The sequence below is a fragment of the Streptomyces sp. NPDC127114 genome (assembly GCF_042677525.1).
Taxonomy (GTDB): Bacteria; Actinomycetota; Actinomycetes; order Streptomycetales; family Streptomycetaceae; genus Streptomyces.
On record NZ_JBHXTJ010000075.1, the window covers coordinates 1 to 20,456 of the forward strand.

A 20,456-nucleotide genomic window follows, 5' to 3' on the forward strand; every position below is an offset into this window, starting at 1 on the left:
CCCCGGAACCATCCGGTTCCGGGGCCGCCCCTACAGCGTCAGCCGAGCGTCAGTCCTTCGACAGGTTCGGGCCCGCGCCGCCGGCCGCCTCGACCGGAGGGACGTCCGGGAGAGCCGACTTCTCCTCGCCGCGGAAGGTGAACTTCTTCTCCTCGCCCTCGCCCTCGGTGTCCACGACCACGATGTGACCGGGGCGCAGCTCGCCGAAGAGGATCTTCTCGGAGAGCGAGTCCTCGATCTCGCGCTGGATCGTCCGGCGCAGCGGCCGGGCGCCCAGAACGGGGTCGTAACCCTTCTTGGCGAGGAGCTCCTTCGCGGACTGGGAGAGCTCGATGCCCATGTCCCGGTCCTTCAGGCGCTCGTCGACACGGCCGATCATCAGGTCGACGATCTGGAGGATGTCGTCCTGGGTCAGCTGCGGGAAGACGATGATGTCGTCCACACGGTTGAGGAACTCCGGGCGGAAGTGCTGCTTCAGCTCGTCGCTGACCTTCGCCTTCATCCGCTCGTAGTTGGACTTCGTGTCGCCCTGGGCCGCGAAGCCGAGGTTGAAGCCCTTCGAGATGTCCCTGGTCCCGAGGTTGGTCGTCATGATGATGACCGTGTTCTTGAAGTCCACGACCCGGCCCTGGGAGTCGGTCAGCCGACCGTCCTCCAGGATCTGGAGAAGGGAATTGAAGATATCGGGGTGGGCCTTCTCGACCTCGTCGAAGAGGACCACGGAGAACGGCTTGCGGCGCACCTTCTCGGTGAGCTGGCCGCCCTCTTCGTAGCCCACGTATCCGGGCGGGGAACCGAAGAGACGCGAGACGGTGTGCTTCTCGCTGAACTCGGACATGTCGAGCGAGATCATCGCGTCCTCGTCGCCGAAGAGGAATTCGGCGAGCGCCTTGGACAGCTCGGTCTTACCGACACCGGACGGGCCGGCGAAGATGAACGAACCGCCGGGACGCTTCGGGTCCTTCAGACCGGCCCGCGTACGCCGGATGGCGCGCGAGAGACCGATGACGGCGTCCTTCTGGCCGATGACGCGCTTGTGGAGCTCGTCCTCCATGCGGAGCAGTCGCGAGGACTCCTCCTCGGTCAGCTTGAAGACCGGGATGCCGGTGGCGGTCGCGAGGACCTCGGCGATCAGCTCGCCGTCGACCTCGGCGACGACGTCCATGTCGCCGGCCTTCCACTCCTTCTCCCGCTTGGTCTTCGCGGCGAGGAGCTGCTTCTCCTTGTCGCGCAGCGAGGCGGCCTTCTCGAAGTCCTGCGAGTCGATCGCGGACTCCTTGTCCCGGCGGACGGAGGCGATCTTCTCGTCGAACTCGCGGAGGTCCGGCGGCGCGGTCATCCGGCGGATGCGCATCCGGGAACCGGCCTCGTCGATCAGGTCGATCGCCTTGTCCGGCAGGAAGCGGTCGGAGATGTAGCGGTCGGCCAGGGTGGCGGCCTGGACCAGGGCCTCGTCCGTGATGGAGACCCGGTGGTGGGCCTCGTAACGGTCGCGCAGACCCTTGAGGATCTCGATCGTGTGCGGCAGCGACGGCTCGGCGACCTGGATGGGCTGGAAGCGGCGCTCGAGGGCCGCGTCCTTCTCCAGGTACTTGCGGTACTCGTCGAGCGTGGTGGCACCGATGGTCTGGAGCTCACCGCGGGCCAGCATCGGCTTGAGGATGCTGGCGGCGTCGATCGCGCCCTCGGCGGCGCCCGCACCCACCAGGGTGTGGAGCTCGTCGATGAACAGGATGATGTCGCCGCGGGTGCGGATCTCCTTGAGGACCTTCTTCAGGCGCTCCTCGAAGTCACCGCGGTAGCGGGAGCCGGCGACCAGCGCGCCGAGGTCCAGCGTGTAGAGGTGCTTGTCCTTGAGGGTCTCGGGCACCTCGCCCTTGACGATGGCCTGGGCCAGGCCCTCGACGACCGCCGTCTTGCCGACGCCGGGCTCGCCGATGAGGACCGGGTTGTTCTTCGTGCGGCGGGACAGCACCTGCATGACCCGCTCGATCTCCTTCTCGCGCCCGATGACCGGGTCGAGCTTGGACTCGCGGGCCGCCTGGGTGAGGTTGCGGCCGAACTGGTCGAGGACCAGGGACGTCGAGGGCGTGCCCTCGGCAGGACCGCCGGCGGTGGCGGCTTCCTTGCCCTGGTAGCCGGAGAGCAGCTGGATGACCTGCTGCCGGACCCGGTTGAGATCGGCGCCCAGCTTCACGAGGACCTGGGCGGCGACGCCCTCGCCCTCGCGGATCAGGCCGAGCAGGATGTGCTCGGTGCCGATGTAGTTGTGGCCGAGCTGGAGGGCCTCCCGGAGCGACAGCTCCAGGACCTTCTTGGCACGAGGGGTGAAGGGGATGTGCCCGGACGGGGCCTGCTGGCCCTGGCCGATGATCTCCTCCACCTGCTGGCGGACCGCCTCGAGCGAAATCCCGAGGCTCTCCAGGGCCTTAGCGGCGACACCCTCACCCTCGTGGATAAGGCCCAGGAGGATGTGCTCGGTGCCGATGTAGTTGTGGTTGAGCATCCGGGCTTCTTCCTGAGCCAGGACGACAACCCGCCGCGCGCGGTCGGTGAACCTCTCGAACATCGTTAATCGCTCCTCAGAGCGGTCAGTCAGTTAGGGGTCGATCCCCTCCCTGTCCTTCCGCAGCTTAGTCCCGCAAGCGGGGACCGCTCATTCCAACTGCCGACATCCGTCCGGATCACCCCCTTACTTCTTGGGGAGACCTGCTGCCGAACAGCCGACAAATGCTCCAACTCGATGGTGCGAGACGATGTTCCCGCAGGCCAAGCTGTTACCCGCGCCTCCAGTACGCCGATGGCGAACGTGAGACGCTTCAGCCCGCGAGACGCCCCTCCTCACATGGAATGTCTTACCCGTAAGGACTGACACTCCATGCGGCGCACCCCGGTTCCCTCCGCTACGGGCGAACAACCTTGCGCGGCCGAATGCACCCGTACGCCCCCATCATGGACACTCCGCGCACCGGATCAAGGACCCTGTGTGACCGCGCGCGTGCCGCCGCGGTCTCCCGGGGCGTAACCCGCGGGCCCTCGGCGGCGTTCCCCCGGTATGGCCTTCACCGTCCCGCCTCCCCGTGCGCCGCTCGACGGCGGTCAGGCGCTGGCGCGGTGGTACGAGCACGAGCTCGGCTGGGCGACCTCGGCCGGGCCTCCGGTGCAGCTGGTGACGGGGCTGCGCTTCGACGTCCTGGAGCTGCCGGCGACGGCCGGCCGCGGCGTGCTGCGCCGGATGGGCGCCGCCGTGGGTCCGGTGGCCCTCATGGGGCGGCGGATGCGGCTGCTCGTCGCAGCGGGGAGCGCGGAGGAGCTTCCCGGGCTGCTCGACTGGCTGGAGTGGGGCGGGATCTCACTGGATCTGGCGATGCTCGGCACCGACGGCCGGATGACCGCCCCCGTACCCCCCGGCTGGAGGCCGACCGGACGAAGCGCCTCCGGCGCGCCGGGTGCCTCGGTGTGGCTGAGGGCCCCGGAGCCGGGACGCGAGGTCGAGTCCTCGCTGCCGGCCCTGCGGCCCCCGCGGGGCGGTGCGGACGCCCCCTGTCTGGCCCGGCTGGTGGCCGCGGCCGCCGCCGAGTGTCATCGGGCGCGGCTGCTGAGTGCTGCCCGGGCCCACCGGCCGGAGCCGGCGGCGGGGACGGTCGCTCAGCAGCAGCTGACGGCTCAGCGGTTCGCGTCCTCGTAGGCCGCCTTGATGTCGGCGGGTACGCGGCCGCGGTCGTTCACGTTGTAACCGTTCTCCTTGGCCCACGCGCGGATCTTCGCGGTGTCCGGGCTGCCGGCGGAGGCGGCGACGCGGCCCTTGCCACGGGTGCCGGCGCTGCGGCCACCGGTACGACGGCCACCCTTGGTGTACGGCTCGAGCAGGCTGCGGAGCTTGTCCGCGTTGGCGGTGGTGAGGTCGATCTCGTAGGACTTGCCGTCCAGCGCGAACGTCACGGTCTCGTCCGCCTCGCCGCCGTCGAGGTCGTCGACAAGAAGGACCTGAACCTTCTGTGCCACCGGATTTCCTTTCATCGAAAATGCAGTACGCGGAAAGGAAACCGCTTTTCCCGGAAAAACACAAACCCCCGGCAGAGGTTCAGAAGCCTGGCAACGCGGGAAACGTGCGCGATTCGGACATAGGCACTCCGATCCGCGCCTCCCTCACAGGTGCAGAAGCATGCGGCTGTTGCCCAAGGTGTTCGGCTTCACTCGTTCGAGACCGAGGAACTCCGCGACACCCTCGTCATAGGAACGCAGGAGCTCGCTGTAGACATCTCCGTCGACCGGAGTCTCGCCGATCTCGACGAAGCCGTGCTTCGCGAAGAAGTCCACTTCGAAGGTGAGGCAGAAAACGCGGCGGACCCCGAGCCAGCGCGCGGTGTGCAACAACTTGTCGAGCACCTGATGCCCCACTCCGGCGCCCTTGAAGTCGGGATCGACGGCGAGAGTGCGTACTTCGGCGAGGTCTTCCCACATCACGTGCAGGGCGCCGCAGCCGACGACCGTGGCGTCCTCGTCACGTTCGGCGACCCAGAACTCCTGGATGTCCTCGTAAAGGGTCACGGTCGCCTTGTCGAGGAGGATGCCGCGACGCACGAAGGGATCGACGAGCCGGCGGACCGCGGCGACATCGGAGGTGCGGGCCCGGCGCACGGTGACGGCATTGGCGGAAGGGGAAGTCGCTGATGACGCAGATGACGCGGATGACATGGTGGGACGTTATCGCCCGGGGCCCGCCGAGCCCTCGCCGCCCTCGGCCGATTCTCCGGAATCGGCGGATCCGGCGGATCCGGCCGATCCTGCCGATTCCGGGGCCGCGGGAGGCACGGGGGCCGGAGCCGGCTCGGGGTTGTCCCGCTGGACGACGCGGACGGCGTCGTTGAGCGCTTCGCGCTGTTCCGGCGACATCATGCCGAAGAAGGCGACGAGGGCGGCGGCGGGGTTGTCGCTCTGCGCCCAGGCCTCGTTCATCAGTGCGGCCGAGTAGGCGGCGCGGGTGGAGACCGCCGTATATCGATAGGCGCGGCCTTCGACTTCCCGGCGCACCCAGCCCTTCTGGTGGAGATTGTCCAATACGGTCATGACGGTGGTGTAGGCGATGGACCGTTCCTGCTGGAGATCCTCCAGGACTTCCCGGACGGTCACCGGGCGGTTCCATTGCCAGACGCGCGTCATGACGGCGTCTTCCAGCTCTCCCAATTGACGGGGCACGGCGCCACCTTAGTGCGAGATCTCCGCATACACATCAAATTGCGGCAAAAACACCGCAGGAGGCGACAAAAAGGACGTACGGCCTGGTGTGGTCGTACGTCCTCGGTGTGCCGGTGCCGCCGCTGGGGACCGCTTACGGGGCGGAGGTGCCGCTCTGCTGGCGGGCGGACTCGGCGCGGGCGAGGGCGGCGTCCACGGCGGCGTCCTCCTTCGCCTTGTTCGGCCCGCCCTGGGTCTTGACGATCGTGACGACGAGAGCGATGAAGAACGCGGCCATCACGACGGGGGGAAGGAGCGCGGATACGTAGTCCATGGCGTCCAGAGTAGCTATCCGGCCGCCCGCTCCTCGGGCGGGGGCGGCGGCACGGGGCGCCGGCGCGGCGGGAAGACCTCGGAGGGCTTGGGCACCGGTCGCTCGCCGGGCACGGGCGGTTTGGGACCGGGCTTGGCCGGCCCTCCGGGCGCGGGCGGCTTGGGGCCCTCCTCGGCGGCCCGGCCGCCGGGCAGGGCGAGCAGCCGGGTACGCGCCTGCCGGAGCTGCCGGGCCGGCGCGAGCCGGCCGACGGGCGCGGGCTGCGGGGCCCCGGCCTGGGCGACCCTGGCGAGCCGGGCCCGGACGGATCGTTCCGCCAGGACCTGGCAGCGGGCGAGCAGGGCGGCGGCCGTGGGGTTGCCGCGCAGCGCCCGCAGCGCGGCGAGGTCGTCGACCCCCGGGTCGTAACCGGTGGCCAGGGCGTCCTGGAGGAGCTCCAGATAGCCGGTGAGGGAGCCGGGCAGGGCCTGGCGGTAGCGGACCAGGTCGGCGAGGAGGAAGGCACGCAGTCTGCCGGCCTCGCGCACGGCCTCGTCCACGGAGTCGGCCAGGCGCAGGCAGTCCTGGACGTCGTCGTCCTGAAGGGGGGCAGGGTTGAGCGCGGTGGCGAGGGCGCGTCGGAGCACACGCAGCTCGTCCGCGCTGAACGCCATGCCGCCGCGGGATCCGTAGGGCGTGGGCATGGACCGACGGTACGCGCTAATCGGACAATTCCGTCACTTATCGATCTTCGTGGCGGCTCACTCCATCCGGACGGCCCAACCGCCACCACCGGCCAGAGCGCCGGCCGCCCGGCCGGGCGGAACCGCGCCCCGACCCGGCATCCGGCCGGACGGGCGGGACCGCGCCCCGGCCCGGCATCCGGCCGGATGCCGGAGACCAGGCTGGGCGCTGCGGACCGGGCCCGGGGCCGGGGCGGGGGCCCGGGACCAGGCGGGAGCCAGGGACCGGGTCGGGGCCGGAGGGCCGGGACCAGGCAAGAGCCAGAGGCCGGGCCGGGGCCGGAGGGCCGGGACCAGGCAAGAGCCAGGGGCCGGGGGCCGGGCTGGCCGCCGGGCTTGGGCCGGGGGCCGGGAGCCCGGGACCGGGCCGGGGCCGGGGCCGGGGGCCCGGGACCAGGCGGGAGCCAGGGGCCGGGCCCGGGGCCGCGCCGGAGGCCGGGGGCTGGAGGCCGTGACCAGGCAGGAGCCAGGGACCGGGCCGGGGGCTGGAGGCCGGAGGCCGGGTCCGGGCGGGAGCCAGGCGCCGGGCCGGAGGCCCGGGACCAGACGGGAGCCAGGGACCGGGCCCGGGGCACGGGACCAGGCCGGGGGCCGAGGCCCGGGACCAGGCCCGGGGCCGGGGCGTGGGCCGGGGGCCGGGCCGGCACCAGGCCGGGGGCCTGGCTCGGGGGGGCTGCTACAGCCGGGCCACGTTTCGCTCGTAGACCAGGCGGAGGCCGATCAGGGTCAGCCAGGGCTCGTGGGCGTCGATCTCCTTGGAGTCGGCGAGGACCATCGGCGCCAGACCGCCGGTCGCTATCACCGTCACGTCCGACGGGTCGCCGCCCACGCCGACCAGTTCGCGCTTCATCCGGGCGACCACGCCGTCCACCTGGCCCGCGTAGCCGAAGACGATGCCCGACTGCATCGCCTCGACCGTGTTCTTGCCGATCACGCTGCGCGGGCGGGCCAGCTCGATCTTGCGGAGCATCGCGCCCCTCACGCCCAGCGCCTCGACCGAGATCTCGATGCCCGGCGCGATCGCGCCGCCCGCGTACTCGCCGCGCGCCGTGATCGCGTCGTACGTCGTCGCCGTGCCGAAGTCGACCACGATCGCCGGGCCGCCGTACAGCTCGACCGCCGCCACCGCGTTGATGATGCGGTCGGCGCCGACCTCCTTCGGGTTGTCCGTGAGGACCGGGACGCCCGTCTTGACGCCCGGCTCCACCAGGACCGCGGGGACGTCGCCGTAGTAGCGGCGGGTCACCTCGCGCAGCTCGTGCAGCACCGAGGGGACCGTCGCACAGATCGCGATCCCCCCGATGCCGTCGCTCAGCTCGACACCGAGCAGCGGATGCATGCCCATCAGGCCCTGGAGGAGGACCGCCCACTCGTCGGCGGTGCGCCGCGGGTCGGTGGAGATGCGCCAGTGCTCCACGATCTCGTCGCCGTCGAAGAGACCGAGGACCGTCTGGGTGTTGCCGACGTCGATCGTGAGCAGCATCAGACGGCCGCCTCGCGCAGGTCGAGTCCGATGTCGAGGATCGGCGAGGAGTGGGTGAGGCCGCCCACCGCCAGGTAGTCAACGCCGGTCGCCGCGTACGCCGCCGCGTTCTCCAGGGTGAGCCGGCCGGAGGACTCCAGGACCGCGCGGCCGGCGACCAGGGCGACCGCCTCCTCCGTCTCGATCGGCGTGAAGTTGTCCAGCAGGATCAGGTCGGCGCCCGCGTCCAGGACCTCGCGGACCTGGTGCATCGTGTCGACCTCGACCTCGATCGGCACGTCGGGGAACAGCTCCCGCACGGCCTTGAAGGCCTGGGCCACGCCACCGGCGGCGACCACGTGGTTGTCCTTCACCAGCGCCGCGTCCGACAGCGACATGCGGTGGTTGACGCCGCCGCCGCAGCGCACCGCGTACTTCTCCAGGGCTCGCAGGCCCGGAGTCGTCTTGCGGGTGTCGCGGACCTTCGCCTTCGTGCCCTCCAGGGCGTCCGCCCAGGCGCGGGTGGCGGTCGCGATGCCGGACAGGCGGCACAGGATGTTCAGGGCGCTGCGCTCGCCGGTCAGCAGGTCGCGGGTGCGGGCGGTGACGCTGAGCAGCAGGTCGCCGGCCTCGACCCGGGCGCCGTCCTCGACGTGGCGCTCGACCTCGAACTCGTCGGTGCAGACGATCGACAGGACCGCCTCGGCGACCCGCAGACCGGCCACGACACCGGCCTCGCGGGCGGTGAAGTCGGCGGTCGCGACGGCGTCCTCGGGGACGGTCGCGACGGTCGTCACGTCCACGCCGCCGTCGAGGTCCTCGGCGATGGCGAGGTGCGCGATGTCCTCGACCTGCACCGGGTCGAGCCCGGCGTCGGCGAGGAGCTGGGCGAGCGCCGGGTCGAGCCCGCACTCGAACTCGTCGGCCTCGCCGCAGCCGCAGCCGTCGCCGCAGCCGCCGGCGGACTCGGCCGGGGCGGCGTTGATGTGGATCAGGGGGACGTCCACGGGCTGCGGACGTGCTTCCTCGGGCGTGCTCACGACAGCGGCTCCAGGGGTGCGTCGGGGGTTACGGGCGGAAAGTCTGCGCCGCCGGTGCGGCGGACCACCAGTCGGCGGTCGGGCGTCAGGCGGACGACCAGGTGGCGGCGCCAGTCGCGGTCGTCGCGGTCGGGGAAGTCCTCGCGCCAGTGACAGCCGCGGGTCTCCTCGCGCGCCTGCGCCGCGGCCACGAGGACCCGGGCGACGCACAGCAGGTTGGTCGTCTCCCAGGCGTCCACGCCCGGCTCGGCCGCCTTGCGCTCCTCCTCGGCGTCCAGCCGCAGCCCCTCCAGGGCGTCGGCCGCGGCGGCGAGGCTCCCGGCGGAGCGCAGCACGCCCGCGCCGCCGGTCATGATCCGCTGGATCTCGCGGCGGGCCTCGGGCTCGATCAGCGTGAGGACGGTCGGCGCGCCCGGGGCGGCCGGCGGGCCGGCGCGGTGCGGGCCGTGGGCGGTGATGTCCGCGGCGATCCGCTCGGCGAAGACCAGGCCCTCGAGGAGCGAGTTCGAGGCGAGCCGGTTCGCGCCGTGCACGCCGGTGCAGGCCACCTCGCCGCACGCGTAGAGGCCGGGCACCGTGGTGCGGCCGTGCAGGTCGGTGCGGACGCCTCCGGAGGCGTAGTGGGCTGCCGGTGCCACCGGGACGGGCTCGGTGACCGGGTCGATGCCGTGGGCCCGGCAGGCCGCCAGGATCGTCGGGAAGCGCTGCTCCCACATCTCGGCGCCGAAGTGGCGGGCGTCGAGGTACATGTGCTCCGTGCCCTGCTCCTGCATGCGGCGCGTGATCGCCTTGGCGACGATGTCACGGGGCGCGAGCTCGGCCAGCTCGTGCTGCCCGGCCATGAAGCGGACCCCGTCGGCGTCGACGAGGTGGGCGCCCTCGCCCCGTACCGCCTCGGAGACCAGCGGCTGCTGGCCCTCGGAGCCGGCGCCGAGGAACAGCACCGTCGGGTGGAACTGGACGAACTCCAGGTCGGACACCTCGGCGCCGGCGCGCAGCGCGAGCGCGACGCCGTCGCCGGTGGAGACGGCCGGGTTGGTGGTGGCGGAGAAGACCTGGCCCATGCCGCCGGTCGCGAGCACCACGGCGGGCGCGTGGACGGCGCCGACGCCGTCGTGCTGGCCCTCGCCCATCACGTGCAGGGTGACGCCGGCGGTGCGGCCCTCGGCGTCCTTGAGGAGGTCGAGGACGAGGGCGTGCTCGATGAAGCGGACGCCCCGGTCCCGTATCGCCTCGACGAGGGCGCGGGAGATCTCGGCGCCGGTCGCGTCGCCGCCGGCGTGCGCGATCCGGCGGCGGTGGTGGCCGCCCTCGCGGGTCAGGGCGATCCCGCCGTCGGCGGCGCGGTCGAAGTCGGCGCCCGTGGCGATGAGCCGGCGGACGGCGTCGGGGCCCTCGGTGACGAGAGCCCGGACGGCCTGCTCGTCGCAGAGGCCGGCGCCCGCGACGAGCGTGTCGTCGAGGTGCTGCTCGGGCGTGTCGCCCTCGCCGAGCGCGGCGGCGATGCCGCCCTGCGCCCAGCGGGTGGAGCCGTCGTCGAGCCGGGCCTTGGTGACGACGACCGTGCGCAGCCCGGCGGAGGTGCAGCGCAGGGCCGCGGTCAGGCCCGCGACTCCCGAGCCGACCACGACGACGTCGGCGTCGACGGTCCAGCCGGGGGCGGGCGCGTGCAGCCGTATTCCGGTCACTTCGTGGCTCCGAAGGTCAGGGGGATGTTGTCGATGAGCCGCGTGGTCCCCACCCGCGCGGCGACGGCGAGGATCGCCTCGCCGTCGTGGTCGTCGGCGACCTCGGTGAAGTCGGCCGGGTCGACCAGGGCCAGATAGTCCAGGGCGAGCGGCGGGTCGGCCTTTCCCGCGTCGTCCAGTACGGCACGGGCGGCGGCCCGTACGGCCTCGGCGCCCCGGCCCTCGGCGGCCTGGGCGACCGCGTGGGCGTCGGCGGCGGCGCGGGCCTCACCGAGCCGGGAAAGGGCCTCGGCGCGGTTCTCCGCCCGGCCCTGGGCGCCGGGCAGCGCGTCGGCGCGGGCGCGGAGCGCCGCCTGGGCGGCGAGCCGGTCGCGGGCGGCGAACAGCGCGCGGGACAGCGCGAGGGCCGTGTGGCGCTCCTCGGTCGACAGGTAGCGGTTGCGACTGGACAGGGCGAGGCCGTCGTCCTCGCGGACCGTGGGCACGCCGACGATCTCGACCGGGAAGTTCAGGTCGCGGACCATGCGGCGGATCAGGGCCAGCTGCTGGGCGTCCTTCTGGCCGAAGAAGGCCAGGTCGGGCGAGGTGAGGTGGAGGAGCTTGGCGACGACGGTGAGCATGCCGTCGAAGTGGCCGGGCCGGGAGGCGCCTTCCAGGCGCTCGCCCATGGGGCCCGCGGTGATCCGCACCTGCGGCTCGCCGCCGGGGTAGACCTCGTCGACGGAGGGCGCGAAGACGGCGTCGGCGCCGGCCGCGCTCGCCAGTTCCCTGTCGGCGTCGAGCGTGCGCGGGTAGCGGTCGAGGTCCTCGCCCGCGCCGAACTGGAGCGGGTTGACGAAGACGGTGACGACGACGAAGCCGTCGCTCCCGACGCGCTCGCGGGCGGCGCGGATCAGGGTGGCGTGGCCCTCGTGGAGGGCGCCCATGGTCATGACGACGGCGTTGCGGCCGGGCGCGGCGCCGAAGCGGGCGCGCGCGGCGGCGAGGTCCTCGACCGTGGGCACCAGCAGGGCCGGCTGGTGGCGGCTGTTCTCGGCGCTCTCGCGGGCCGGCTGGGTCATCGGTCGTCTCCTTGCGGCCCGTCGGCGGGGCCGGTGGTGCCGGTGCCGCCGTGGGTGCCGGTGGCGTGCGCCGTCTCGGCGAGGACGCCCAGCAGATCTTCGGCCAGCTCGGGCTTGAGCAGGCCGTGCGCGAGCGCCCGGTCGGCGGTGGCGCGGGCCATCGCGAGATAGCCGGCGACGGTGCCGGGCGCGTGCTTGTGCAGCTCCGCCACATGGGCGGCGACGGTGCCCGCGTCGCCGCGGGCGACGGGTCCGGTCAGGGCGGCGTCGCCGGACCGCAGAGCGTTGTCCAGGGCGGCGCCGAGCAGCGGGCCGAGCATCCGGTCGGGCGCGCTCACGCCGGCCGAGCGCAGCAGCTCCATGGCCTGGGCGACCAGGGTGACCAGGTGGTTCGCGCCGAGGGCAAGGGCCGCGTGGTAGAGCGGGCGGTTCTGCTCGGCGATCCACTCGGGCTCGCCGCCCATCTCGATGACCAGGGCCTCGGCGGCGAGCCGCAGCTCCTCGGGGGCGGTGACGCCGAAGGAGCAGCCGGCGAGCCGCTGGACGTCCACGGAGGTGCCGGTGAAGGTCATGGCCGGGTGCAGCGCGAGCGGCAGCGCGCCGGCGCGGCGGGCCGGGTCGAGGACCCGCACCCCGTACCGCCCGGAGGTGTGCACGAGGAGCTGTCCCGGACGCACGGCGCCGGTGTCGGCCAGGCCCTCGACGAGGCCGGGCAGGGCGTCGTCGGGCACGGTGAGCAGGACCAGGTCGGCGAGGGCGAGCACCCGGGCGGGCTCCACGACCGGCACGTCCGGCAGCAGCGCGGCGGCGCGGCGGCGGGAGGCGTCGGACACCGCGGAGACGGCGACCGGGCGGTGTCCGGCGAGCTGGAGGGCGGCGGCGAGGGCGGGACCCACACGGCCGGCGCCGACGACTCCGACGGTGAGCCTGGCGGGGCGGTCCTCGGCCCGGTCCACCTGCGGGTGCCGGGGTTCTGGTGGTGCGTTCACGGTTTCGGGTCGGCCTTCCGTTCCAGTCCTCGCTGGGTACCGGACGATTTCTGGTCATGCTACGCCAGCGTTTCGCGCTCGCTCGTGGCTGTCCACAGGGTGTGGGCGACGGTGTGATGATCTGCTCATGGAGCATCAGAGCGAGGACCGGTACGAGGGTCGGCACCACGGCCAGGACGAGGAGCCGGCCCGGGTGCGCCGGGCCAGGCTGTGGGGTGGCGCACCGCGCAGGCTGTGGGAGGCGTCGATGGACGGCAGCGCGGCCGCGCGGCTGCGCGAGCTGGCGGACTGGGCGGCCGGCTCCCCGTACGGCGACGGGCCCGTCGACGTGTACGGCGACGCCGTGGTGGAGGAGCTCGAACGGCGGGTCGCGCGGGAGCTGGGCTTCCCGGCCGCGGCGTTCTTCCCGACCGGGACCATGGCCCAGCAGGTCGCGATGCGCTGCTGGGCCGGCCGGACGGGCAGCCCGGTGGTCGCGCTGCACCCGCTGGCCCACCCGGAGCTGCACGAGAACGGCGCGTTCGGCGCCGTCAGCGGTCTGCGCACGGTCCACCCGACCGACGAGCCGCGGCTGCCGACGGCGGACGAGGTGCGCGAGCACCCGGAGCCCTTCGGGGCCCTGATGCTGGAGCTGCCCCTGCGGGACGCCGGCTTCGTCCTGCCCACCTGGGACGAACTCGTCGACGTCGTGGACGCGGCCCGGGAGCGGGACGCGGTGGTCCACTTCGACGGGGCGCGGCTGTGGGACTGCCCGACGCACTTCGGCCGCCCGCTGATGGAGATCGCGGGGCTCGCGGACAGCGTGTACGTGTCCTTCTACAAGTCCCTCGGGGGCATGTCGGGTGCGGCGCTGGCCGGCCCGGAGGGCCTGGTCGAGGAGGCGCGGCTCTGGCGCCACCGGTACGGCGGCCAGGTCTTCCAGCAGTACCCGGCGGCCCTGTCGGCCCTGCGCGGACTGGAGACCGAGCTGCCCCGTCTGCCCTCGTACGTGGCGCACGCGCGTGTGGTGGCCGAGGCGCTGCGGGAGGTCCTGGCGGAGGAGGGCGTCGGCTGGTTCCGGATCCACCCGGAGGTCCCGCACACCCACCAGTTCCAGGTCTGGCTCCCGTACGACCCCGAGGCCCTCACCACGGCCTCTCTCGACCAGGCGGAACGGACCGGCACCACCCTCTTCCGCCGCTGGTTCCCCGCCCCGCTGGGCGGCCCGCCGGGCGTGGCGGCCACGGAGGTGACGGTCAACGGTCCGGGCCTGGAGTGGACGCCGGAGGACGTGAAGCGGGCGGCCAGGGACTTCCTGGCGCGGGCGCGCTGAGGGTCGGAGGGCGGCGGAGACGGCGCCGGCCCGGCCCGGGCGGCGGAGACGGGCCCGACACCCGGCCCCAGGCGGCGGCAGAGTCGGGCCTGCCACCCGTCAGATGAGGACGGCTGCGGCCCGCCCCGGGCCGCAGTGACGGCTCCGTCGGGGCGACGCCGGGGGCCCCACGCGGGCGGCGGACGGCCTAGCAGGCGCCCGGGTGGCGCCACCTGCGGACGGCCAGGCGGAGGCGGCCGGTCGCCGGGCGGCCGGCGAGCACCGACGCGAAGCGGTGGTCGTCGCGGGCCGCGCGGAGGGCGGCGAGGTCGTGGGTGCCGGGTACGGGCGGGGCGGGCTCGCCGTGCCGGCCGGCGCGGTAGCTGTCCAGGAGGTGCTGGTGGAGCGCGTTCATGGACCCACCGTGCGCCCGGTGCCCGTCGGCCCGCCCGCCGATTGACGGGCCTCGTCAAACGGCATGAGCCTCCCCCGCCCCACCCCGCACCATAGGGGCGTGAGCGTGACCATCGACATCACCGGACTGCCGCCCGAGCGGATCACCTTCTGCCCCTCGCCGCTGGCCGAGCTCGGCAACGCCCTGCACGCCCTCGCCGAGCCCGCCCACCACGCCCGGCTGCACGCCTGGACGACCGCGACCGCGGCCGCGCTCAAGCCCGAGCTCGCCGACCGGCTCCACGAGGCCGACTTCATGTGGAGGTCCACCCGCTCCGACTTCCTGCTGCCGGCGCAGCCCCGCGAGACGCTGGCCGAGGAACTGGACGACCTCGACCGCATGGACGACGAGAAGTTCGTCGGCGCGGCCCTGGAGATCTCGTGCAGCAGCCGCTACTCCGAGGGCATCCCCTCCCCGCTCGTCGACGAGCGGTCCCGGCGCCGGGCCCTCGACCTGGCCGCCGCGCGCGGCCCGCGCCAGTCGGCGTTCGTGGAGCGGATGCTGGCCGAACCCACCGCCACGCGCGCGTGGATCCGGCGACTCCTGGAGGACTGCGACCAGGCGTTCTTCGCCGACACCTGGCGCCGGGTCCGCGTCCAGCTCACCGCCGACGCCCGCCACAAGACCGAGCTGCTGCGCCGCAAGGGGCTCGCCGAGGCGCTGACCGCCGCATCGCCCGCCCTCGCTCTGGAGGAGGACGCGCGCGGCTCCCGGATCGTCGTCGACAAGCTGGTGCACGCCCGGACGGAGGCCCACGGCGGCGCGGTGACGCTGCTGCCCACGGCCTTCGGCTGGCCGCACCTGATGGCGCTGTGCGCACCCGGCTGGCAGCCGGTGATCCAGTACCCGGCCGACGCCCGCGAGATCGGCGGCGCCGAGCCGGTCGAGACGGTCAAGCTGCGCCTGGAGGCCATCGCCCACCCGATGCGCATGCGGCTGTGCCGCAGCCTGGCACGCGGCCCGTACTCGACGAGCGAGCTGGCCGAGGCGCACGGGATCACCGCCCCGGAGGTCTCCCGCCATCTGTCCGTCCTGAAGAAGGCGGGGATGCTCAGCACCCAGCGGCGGGGCCGCTACGTGCTGCACCAGCTGGACTTCTCGGTGGTGGCCCGGGTGGGCAGCGACTTCCTGGAGTCCGTGCTGCGGTAGGTCCGGCGGACCGGGGCCGGACGCACGCGCGGGCCCGGGCTCGGGCCCGCGCTCGGGCCCGGACTCGGACTCGTGCTCGGACCCACGCGCGGGCCCGCTCGGACCGCGCTCAGGACCCGGGCCGTCTCTTCCGGATCTTGGCCGGGTCCACCCCTGATCCGCCGGACGGGCCTAGTCGAAGCGGATGTGGGAGAGGCCCACCCTGATGCGGCGCAGCCGGTGCCGCAGCCGGCCGTCCGTGTTCGGCGCGAGCCGCAGACCCGCCAGCTCGGCGACCCGGTCGGCGACCTGCGGGACGGTGAGCTCGTCCGTACGGACGTGGTGGGCGAACTCGGGGCCGGCGAGCCGTTCCAGGCAGCCGTCCAGTTTCCGTACGGCGAAGCTCTCGCGCTTGAGGCCGCGGCCGAGGCCGCGCTCCCTGAGCCGCCGCAGGACGGTGTCGCGCTCGGCGAGCAGCGCGACATGACGTACGCGCTCCTCGCCGTGCGCCTCCCGAAGCCGCCCGACCGTCTCCGCGAAGTAGGCCGGTTCGACGACCGTCATCGGCACGAGGAGCGGGCCGTCATGCCGCCGCAGCGCCAGGTCGAGGACCTCGTACACGCCCTGCCGCCACGCCGCCAGGTCCTGGAAGTCGCCCCACAGACCCGGCGGCAGGGCGCGGTGCAGGCCGAAACCCACGTGCTCGGGGTCGCACACGGCACTGCCCGGCAGTCGCCGCCGCAGCTCGTGCGCCGTCTGGGTCTTGCCGCCGCCGAACGGGCCGTTGATCCAGATCAGCATGCCGTGCCTCAGCGCCCGCCCGCTCCGCCGCCCGCCCGGACCAGGCCCGTCTCGTACGCGAGGACGACGACCTGGACGCGGTCGCGCAGGCCCAGCTTGGTGAGGATGCGCCCCACATGGGTCTTCACGGTCGCCTCGGACAGCACGAGCCGGGCCGCGATCTCGCCGTTCGACAGGCCCTGCGCCACGAGCAGCATGACCTCGCGCTCCCGTTCGGTGAGCTTGTCGAGCTCCTTGTGGCTGGGCTCCTTGCCGGACGACGGCAGCATCGGCGAGAACCGGTCCAGGAGGCGGCGGGTCGTGGACGGGGCGACCACGGCGTCACCGCTGTGCACGGAGCGGATCGCGCCCAGCAGCTCGGCCGGCGGCACGTCCTTGAGCATGAAGCCGCTCGCACCCGCCTTCAGCCCGGAGAAGGCGTACTCGTCGAGGTCGAAGGTGGTGAGGATCAGCACCTTCGGCGCGTCCGGTTCCGAGCAGATCCGCCGGGTCGTCTCGACGCCGTCCAGCTTGGGCATGCGCACGTCCATCAGGACGACGTCGACCTGGGTGCCCCGCAGCGCCTGCAGGGCCTCCACGCCGTCGCCCGCCTCGGCGACGACCTCCATGTCCGGCTGGGCGGCGAGCACCATGCGGAAACCGGTGCGCAGCAGCACCTGGTCGTCGACGAGCATCACGCGGATGGACATGAAGATCCTTAAGGGTCGTCAGTGAGCGGGCTTGAGGGGGAGCAGGGCGCTGATGCGGAAGCCTCCGCCGGGGCGCGGGCCCGCGTCCAGGGTGCCGCCGACCATGCCGACGCGCTCGCGCATGCCGATCAGGCCGTGGCCGCGGCCGTCGGCGCCGCCGTCCTCGTACATCTCCTGCGGCGCACCGCGCCCGTCGTCCTCGACGAGCAGCCCGAGGCCGTCGTCGAAGTACACGAGCCGGACGCTGGCGCCGGCGTCGGGGCCGCCGTGCTTGCGGGTGTTGGTGAGGGCTTCCTGGACGATCCGGTACGCCGTGAGCTCGACGCCGCTGGGCAGCGGGCGCGGCGTGCCCTCGATCTTGAAGTCGACGGCGAGCCCGGCGCCGCGGACCTGCTCGACCAGGTCCTCGATCTGCTGGACGTCCGGCTGCGGCACGTACTCACCGGCCTCCTGGTGCTCGCCGGTGCGCAGGATGCCGAGCAGCCTGCGCATCTCGGCGAGCGCCTGGCGGCCCGTCGAGGAGATGGTCTCCAGGGCCTGCTTGGCGGTCTCGGGCGAGGAGTCCATGACGTACGCGGCGCCGTCGGCCTGCACCACCATCACGGAGACGTTGTGGGCGACGACGTCGTGCAGCTCGCGGGCGATCCGGGCGCGCTCGGCGGCGACCGCGACCTTGGCCTGCGCCTCGCGCTCCTTCTCCAGACGGGAGGCGCGCTCCTCCAGCTGCGCGAAGTAGGCGCGGCGGGTGCGCAGGGAGTCGCCGAGGACCCAGGCGAGCGCGAAGGGCACGGTCATGATGACCGTGAAGAAGATCTTGGCCGCGGAGGAGTCGTTGCCGCCCTCCAGCGGCCAGCGCAGCTGGGAGAGGGTGGCGGCGCTCAGACCGCCGGCCAGCGCGAGCCGGGAGGCCCAGCGGGGGCCGTCGTGCGCGGCGACCGTGTAGATGATCACGAGCATGGCGAAGTCGGCCATGAACGGGACGAGCCCGAAGACGAGCTGGGCCAGGCCCAGCAGGACCGCGAGGACCAGCATCTTCTCCGGCATGCGCCGGCGCAGCGCGACGACCAGGGAGAACAGCGCGGCGACGCCGGCGTACGCGGCGGGCGTGCCGTCGGTCCCCGAGGGGGTCGACGCCACCCACAGCAGGGAGAAACCGAACAGGACGACCGCCCAGAAGGTGTCGACGCCCGTCGGGTGTCTGCGGATGAAGTCGTAGAGGCGCTGCACGTGACCCAGCGTAGGGAAAGGGGATAGGTGCAGGGGTCAACCGTGGGGTCGATCCTTCCCGTGAGGCCCGTACTCCCCAAGGTGGAGACTGGAGCACGTGACGGATGAGACGTGTCAGTGGGACGGGTGGCTGGGGTGGCGGGCGGCCATGGAGCGGGCCCTGTACGGCCCCGGGGGCTTCTTCCTGCGCCCCGAAGGCCCGGCCGGCCACTTCCGGACCTCGGTGCACGCCTCCCCGCTGTTCGCCGGCGCCGTGGCCCGGCTCCTGGTGCGGGTCGCGGAGGAGCTGGGCACGGACGAGCCCGCGTTCGTGGACGTGGGCGCGGGGCGGGGCGAACTGCTCACCGGCGTGCTCGCGGCGGTCCCGGCGGACCTTCGGGTCCGCCCGTACGGCGTGGAGCGCGCGGCCCGGCCGGCGGGCCTGGACCCGAGGATCACCTGGACCGAACGAATTCCGGAGGGCGAGCGGGGCCTGCTCTTCGCGAACGAGTGGCTGGACAACGTGCCGGTGGACGTGGCGCAGGTGGACGAGGCGGGGGCCGTCCGCCACGTGGAGGTACGCGTCGACGGCACCGAACGACTCGGCGGCGAGGTGACCGGACCGGACGCGGAGTGGCTGGAGCGCTGGTGGCCGCTGCGGGAGCCGGGCGACCGCGCGGAGATCGGGCGGCCGCGCGACGAGGCCTGGGCGACGGCGGTGGCCTCTCTGGCGGCGGGCACGGCGGTGGCCGTGGACTACGCCCACCTGGGCTCCGGCCGCCCGCCCTTCGGCACCCTGACCGCCTTCCGGGCGGGCCGCGAGGTCCCCCCGGTCCCGGACGGCAGCCGCGACCTGACGGCGCACTTGGCCCTGGACGCGTGCGCGGCGGCGGGCGAGGCGGCCCTGGACGCGCGCTCGCCAGCAGCCGGGGCCGATACCCGTACGGCCTCCGTGACGGACGCCGGGACCGGCGCGGGGACGCGCCCGGCGGGCGCCGGGGCGCGGGCCGAGGCCGCCACCCTGCTCAGCCAGCGCGAGGCGCTGCACGGCCTCGGTGTGACCGGCTCGCGGCCGCCGCTCGCCCTGGCCTCCACCGACCCCGCCGGCTACGTCCGTGCCCTCGCGGCCGCCGGCGAGGCGGCGGAACTGACCGCCCAGGGCGGTCTCGGCGACTTCCTGTGGCTGCTGCAGCGCGTCCGGGACGACAGGGGATACTGACGCCATGACGGAGACGACGGTCGGAATCGGCGGGGCGGCGGAGAGCACCGACATGGTGCTGAACATCGGGCCGCAGCATCCCTCCACGCACGGCGTGCTCCGGCTGCGGCTGGTGCTCGACGGCGAGGTGGTGCGCGAGGCGGAGCCGGTGATCGGCTACATGCACCGCGGGGCCGAGAAGCTGTTCGAGGCGCGGGACTACCGGCAGATCGTCATGCTGGCCAACCGGCACGACTGGCTCTCCGCGTTCTCCAACGAGCTCGGCGTCGTCATGGCGGTCGAGCGGATGCTCGGCATGGAGGTGCCGGAGCGGGCCGTGTGGACGCGGACGCTGCTCGCCGAGCTGAACCGGGTGCTCAACCACCTGATGTTCCTCGGGTCGTACCCCCTGGAGCTGGGCGGGATCACCCCGGTCTTCCACGCCTTCCGCGAGCGCGAGGAGCTCCAGGCCGTCATGGAGGAGGTCTCCGGCGGCCGGATGCACTACATGTTCAACCGGGTCGGGGGCCTCAAGGAGGACCTGCCGGCCGGCTGGCTCGGGCGGGCGCGGCAGGCGGTCGCGGACGTCCGGTCGCGGATGGACGTGTACGACCGGCTGGTCCTCGGCAACGAGATCTTCCGGGGGCGGACGCGCGGCGTCGGGGTGCTGCGCGCGGAGACCGTGCACGCGTACGGGGTGTCCGGGCCCATCGCACGCGCCTCCGGCGTCGACTTCGACCTGCGCCGGGACGAGCCGTACCTCGCGTACGGGGAGCTCCAGGACACGCTGCGGGTGGTGACCCGGACCGAGGGCGACTGCCTGGCCCGTTTCGAGTGCCTGCTCGACCAGACCCACAACTCGCTGGAGCTCGCCGACGCCTGCCTGGACCGGCTGGAGCAGCTGCCGCAGGGGCCGATCAACCAGCGGCTGCCGAAGGTCCTCAAGGCTCCCGAGGGGCACACCTACGCCTGGACGGAGAACCCGCTCGGCATCAACGGCTACTACCTGGTCTCCAAGGGCGAGAAGACGCCGTACCGGCTCAAGCTGCGCTCGGCCTCGTACAACAACATCCAGGCGCTGACCGAGCTGCTGCCGGGGACGCTGGTGGCCGACATGGTGGCGATCCTGGGTTCGCTGTTCTTCGTCGTCGGCGACATCGACAAGTAGCGGGCGGGGAGCACGGCAGAAGGCGGAAGGCGCCGGCGGCTTTGCCC

At 73.4% G+C, this 20,456-nt stretch carries 20 protein-coding genes; 5 read left to right on the top strand and 15 right to left on the bottom strand.

Annotated features, from left to right (window positions below; translation table 11 throughout):
- Window positions 1–49: 49 nt before the first annotated feature.
- Window positions 50–2,569, bottom strand: coding sequence for an ATP-dependent Clp protease ATP-binding subunit (locus ACFVGS_RS36435; RefSeq protein ID WP_385435746.1), 2,520 nt, complete (start codon window positions 2,567–2,569; stop codon window positions 50–52).
- Between the two features lie 486 nt (window positions 2,570–3,055).
- Between ACFVGS_RS36435 and ACFVGS_RS36440 the strand changes: the two genes are divergently transcribed.
- Window positions 3,056–3,688, top strand: a complete 633-nt coding sequence (locus tag ACFVGS_RS36440) for an SCO3374 family protein (protein ID WP_384422917.1) — start codon at window positions 3,056–3,058, stop codon at window positions 3,686–3,688.
- On the opposite strand, the gene ACFVGS_RS36445 is transcribed toward ACFVGS_RS36440, so the two are convergent.
- The 10 genes from ACFVGS_RS36445 to ACFVGS_RS36490 form a co-directional block, all read right to left on the bottom strand.
- A complete protein-coding gene (locus ACFVGS_RS36445; protein WP_384422920.1) occupies window positions 3,667–4,005 on the bottom strand; it encodes an Lsr2 family protein in 339 nt (112 codons plus the stop codon). The two genes, ACFVGS_RS36440 and ACFVGS_RS36445, sit on opposite strands and share 22 nt — an antisense overlap.
- Before the next feature lie 144 nt (window positions 4,006–4,149).
- On the bottom strand, window positions 4,150–4,698 hold the full coding sequence (locus ACFVGS_RS36450; protein ID WP_384422922.1) for an amino-acid N-acetyltransferase: 549 nt from the start codon (window positions 4,696–4,698) through the stop codon (window positions 4,150–4,152).
- Between the two features lie 9 nt (window positions 4,699–4,707).
- Window positions 4,708–5,199: a BlaI/MecI/CopY family transcriptional regulator gene (locus ACFVGS_RS36455; RefSeq protein WP_384422924.1), complete on the bottom strand. Its 492-nt coding sequence runs from the start codon at window positions 5,197–5,199 to the stop codon at window positions 4,708–4,710.
- Window positions 5,200–5,332: 133 nt separating this feature from the next.
- Window positions 5,333–5,512, bottom strand: a complete 180-nt coding sequence (locus ACFVGS_RS36460) for a hypothetical protein (RefSeq protein ID WP_384422926.1) — start codon at window positions 5,510–5,512, stop codon at window positions 5,333–5,335.
- 14 nt (window positions 5,513–5,526) lie between these two features.
- Window positions 5,527–6,165, bottom strand: coding sequence for a hypothetical protein (locus ACFVGS_RS36465; RefSeq protein WP_385696711.1), 639 nt, complete (start codon window positions 6,163–6,165; stop codon window positions 5,527–5,529).
- A 745-nt stretch (window positions 6,166–6,910) separates the two neighbouring features.
- Entirely contained in the window at window positions 6,911–7,717 is an 807-nt protein-coding gene (locus tag ACFVGS_RS36470; protein ID WP_385696699.1) for a type III pantothenate kinase, read from the bottom strand.
- On the bottom strand, window positions 7,717–8,736 hold the full coding sequence (nadC, locus tag ACFVGS_RS36475; RefSeq protein WP_384422931.1) for a carboxylating nicotinate-nucleotide diphosphorylase: 1,020 nt from the start codon (window positions 8,734–8,736) through the stop codon (window positions 7,717–7,719). The genes ACFVGS_RS36470 and nadC overlap by 1 nt, the downstream gene beginning before the upstream one ends.
- Window positions 8,733–10,424: an L-aspartate oxidase gene (locus ACFVGS_RS36480; protein WP_384422933.1), complete on the bottom strand. Its 1,692-nt coding sequence runs from the start codon at window positions 10,422–10,424 to the stop codon at window positions 8,733–8,735. The genes nadC and ACFVGS_RS36480 overlap by 4 nt, the downstream gene beginning before the upstream one ends.
- Window positions 10,421–11,485: a pantoate--beta-alanine ligase gene (gene panC / locus ACFVGS_RS36485; protein WP_384422935.1), complete on the bottom strand. Its 1,065-nt coding sequence runs from the start codon at window positions 11,483–11,485 to the stop codon at window positions 10,421–10,423. Before panC ends, ACFVGS_RS36480 begins: the two co-directional genes overlap by 4 nt.
- Window positions 11,482–12,474: a Rossmann-like and DUF2520 domain-containing protein gene (locus ACFVGS_RS36490; protein ID WP_385696704.1), complete on the bottom strand. Its 993-nt coding sequence runs from the start codon at window positions 12,472–12,474 to the stop codon at window positions 11,482–11,484. The genes panC and ACFVGS_RS36490 overlap by 4 nt, the downstream gene beginning before the upstream one ends.
- A 127-nt stretch (window positions 12,475–12,601) precedes the next feature.
- On the opposite strand from ACFVGS_RS36490, the gene ACFVGS_RS36495 reads away from it, so the two are divergent.
- Window positions 12,602–13,786 carry a threonine aldolase family protein gene (locus ACFVGS_RS36495; RefSeq protein ID WP_384422940.1) on the top strand — a complete coding sequence of 395 codons (1,185 nt, stop codon included), beginning with the start codon at window positions 12,602–12,604 and terminating at the stop codon, window positions 13,784–13,786.
- A 187-nt stretch (window positions 13,787–13,973) separates the two neighbouring features.
- On the opposite strand, the gene ACFVGS_RS36500 is transcribed toward ACFVGS_RS36495, so the two are convergent.
- A complete protein-coding gene (locus ACFVGS_RS36500) occupies window positions 13,974–14,180 on the bottom strand; it encodes a hypothetical protein (RefSeq protein WP_385696706.1) in 207 nt (68 codons plus the stop codon).
- Between the two features lie 99 nt (window positions 14,181–14,279).
- On the opposite strand from ACFVGS_RS36500, the gene ACFVGS_RS36505 reads away from it, so the two are divergent.
- Window positions 14,280–15,368, top strand: a complete 1,089-nt coding sequence (locus ACFVGS_RS36505) for a DUF5937 family protein (protein WP_384422944.1) — start codon at window positions 14,280–14,282, stop codon at window positions 15,366–15,368.
- Between the two features lie 171 nt (window positions 15,369–15,539).
- Here ACFVGS_RS36505 and ACFVGS_RS36510 read toward each other — a convergent pair whose 3' ends face one another.
- From ACFVGS_RS36510 to ACFVGS_RS36520, 3 genes are read right to left on the bottom strand one after another with little or no spacing between them, the layout of a single operon-like run.
- Window positions 15,540–16,148: an ATP-binding protein gene (locus ACFVGS_RS36510; protein ID WP_385696708.1), complete on the bottom strand. Its 609-nt coding sequence runs from the start codon at window positions 16,146–16,148 to the stop codon at window positions 15,540–15,542.
- A gap of 8 nt (window positions 16,149–16,156) precedes the next feature.
- The gene (locus tag ACFVGS_RS36515) at window positions 16,157–16,837 is read right to left on the bottom strand and encodes a response regulator (protein WP_384422948.1); all 681 of its coding nucleotides are present in this window, start codon (window positions 16,835–16,837) and stop codon (window positions 16,157–16,159) included.
- Window positions 16,838–16,855: 18 nt separating this feature from the next.
- Window positions 16,856–18,064 (bottom strand): sensor histidine kinase, encoded by a 1,209-nt coding sequence (locus ACFVGS_RS36520; RefSeq protein WP_384422950.1) that lies wholly within the window; start codon window positions 18,062–18,064, stop codon window positions 16,856–16,858.
- A 148-nt stretch (window positions 18,065–18,212) separates the two neighbouring features.
- Between ACFVGS_RS36520 and ACFVGS_RS36525 the strand changes: the two genes are divergently transcribed.
- On the top strand, window positions 18,213–19,262 hold the full coding sequence (locus ACFVGS_RS36525) for an SAM-dependent methyltransferase (protein WP_385696713.1): 1,050 nt from the start codon (window positions 18,213–18,215) through the stop codon (window positions 19,260–19,262).
- 4 nt (window positions 19,263–19,266) lie between these two features.
- Window positions 19,267–20,409 carry an NADH-quinone oxidoreductase subunit D gene (locus tag ACFVGS_RS36530; RefSeq protein ID WP_384422952.1) on the top strand — a complete coding sequence of 381 codons (1,143 nt, stop codon included), beginning with the start codon at window positions 19,267–19,269 and terminating at the stop codon, window positions 20,407–20,409.
- Window positions 20,410–20,456: the final 47 nt, after the last annotated feature.

Bases quoted from the DNA above. Each gene is read 5' to 3' on its own strand.
- ACFVGS_RS36435 (WP_385435746.1), bottom strand. From the start codon at position 2,569: ATGTTCGAGAGGTTCACCGACCGCGCGCGGCGGGTTGTCGTCCTGGCT.
- ACFVGS_RS36440 (WP_384422917.1), top strand. From the start codon at position 3,056: ATGGCCTTCACCGTCCCGCCTCCCCGTGCGCCGCTCGACGGCGGTCAG.
- ACFVGS_RS36450 (WP_384422922.1), bottom strand. From the start codon at position 4,698: ATGTCATCCGCGTCATCTGCGTCATCAGCGACTTCCCCTTCCGCCAAT.
- ACFVGS_RS36460 (WP_384422926.1), bottom strand. From the start codon at position 5,512: ATGGACTACGTATCCGCGCTCCTTCCCCCCGTCGTGATGGCCGCGTTC.
- ACFVGS_RS36465 (WP_385696711.1), bottom strand. From the start codon at position 6,165: ATGGCGTTCAGCGCGGACGAGCTGCGTGTGCTCCGACGCGCCCTCGCC.
- ACFVGS_RS36470 (WP_385696699.1), bottom strand. From the start codon at position 7,717: ATGCTGCTCACGATCGACGTCGGCAACACCCAGACGGTCCTCGGTCTC.
- panC (WP_384422935.1), bottom strand. From the start codon at position 11,485: ATGACCCAGCCGGCCCGCGAGAGCGCCGAGAACAGCCGCCACCAGCCG.
- ACFVGS_RS36495 (WP_384422940.1), top strand. From the start codon at position 12,602: ATGGAGCATCAGAGCGAGGACCGGTACGAGGGTCGGCACCACGGCCAG.
- ACFVGS_RS36500 (WP_385696706.1), bottom strand. From the start codon at position 14,180: ATGAACGCGCTCCACCAGCACCTCCTGGACAGCTACCGCGCCGGCCGG.
- ACFVGS_RS36510 (WP_385696708.1), bottom strand. From the start codon at position 16,148: ATGCTGATCTGGATCAACGGCCCGTTCGGCGGCGGCAAGACCCAGACG.
- ACFVGS_RS36515 (WP_384422948.1), bottom strand. From the start codon at position 16,837: ATGTCCATCCGCGTGATGCTCGTCGACGACCAGGTGCTGCTGCGCACC.
- ACFVGS_RS36525 (WP_385696713.1), top strand. From the start codon at position 18,213: ATGGAGCGGGCCCTGTACGGCCCCGGGGGCTTCTTCCTGCGCCCCGAA.
- ACFVGS_RS36530 (WP_384422952.1), top strand. From the start codon at position 19,267: ATGACGGAGACGACGGTCGGAATCGGCGGGGCGGCGGAGAGCACCGAC.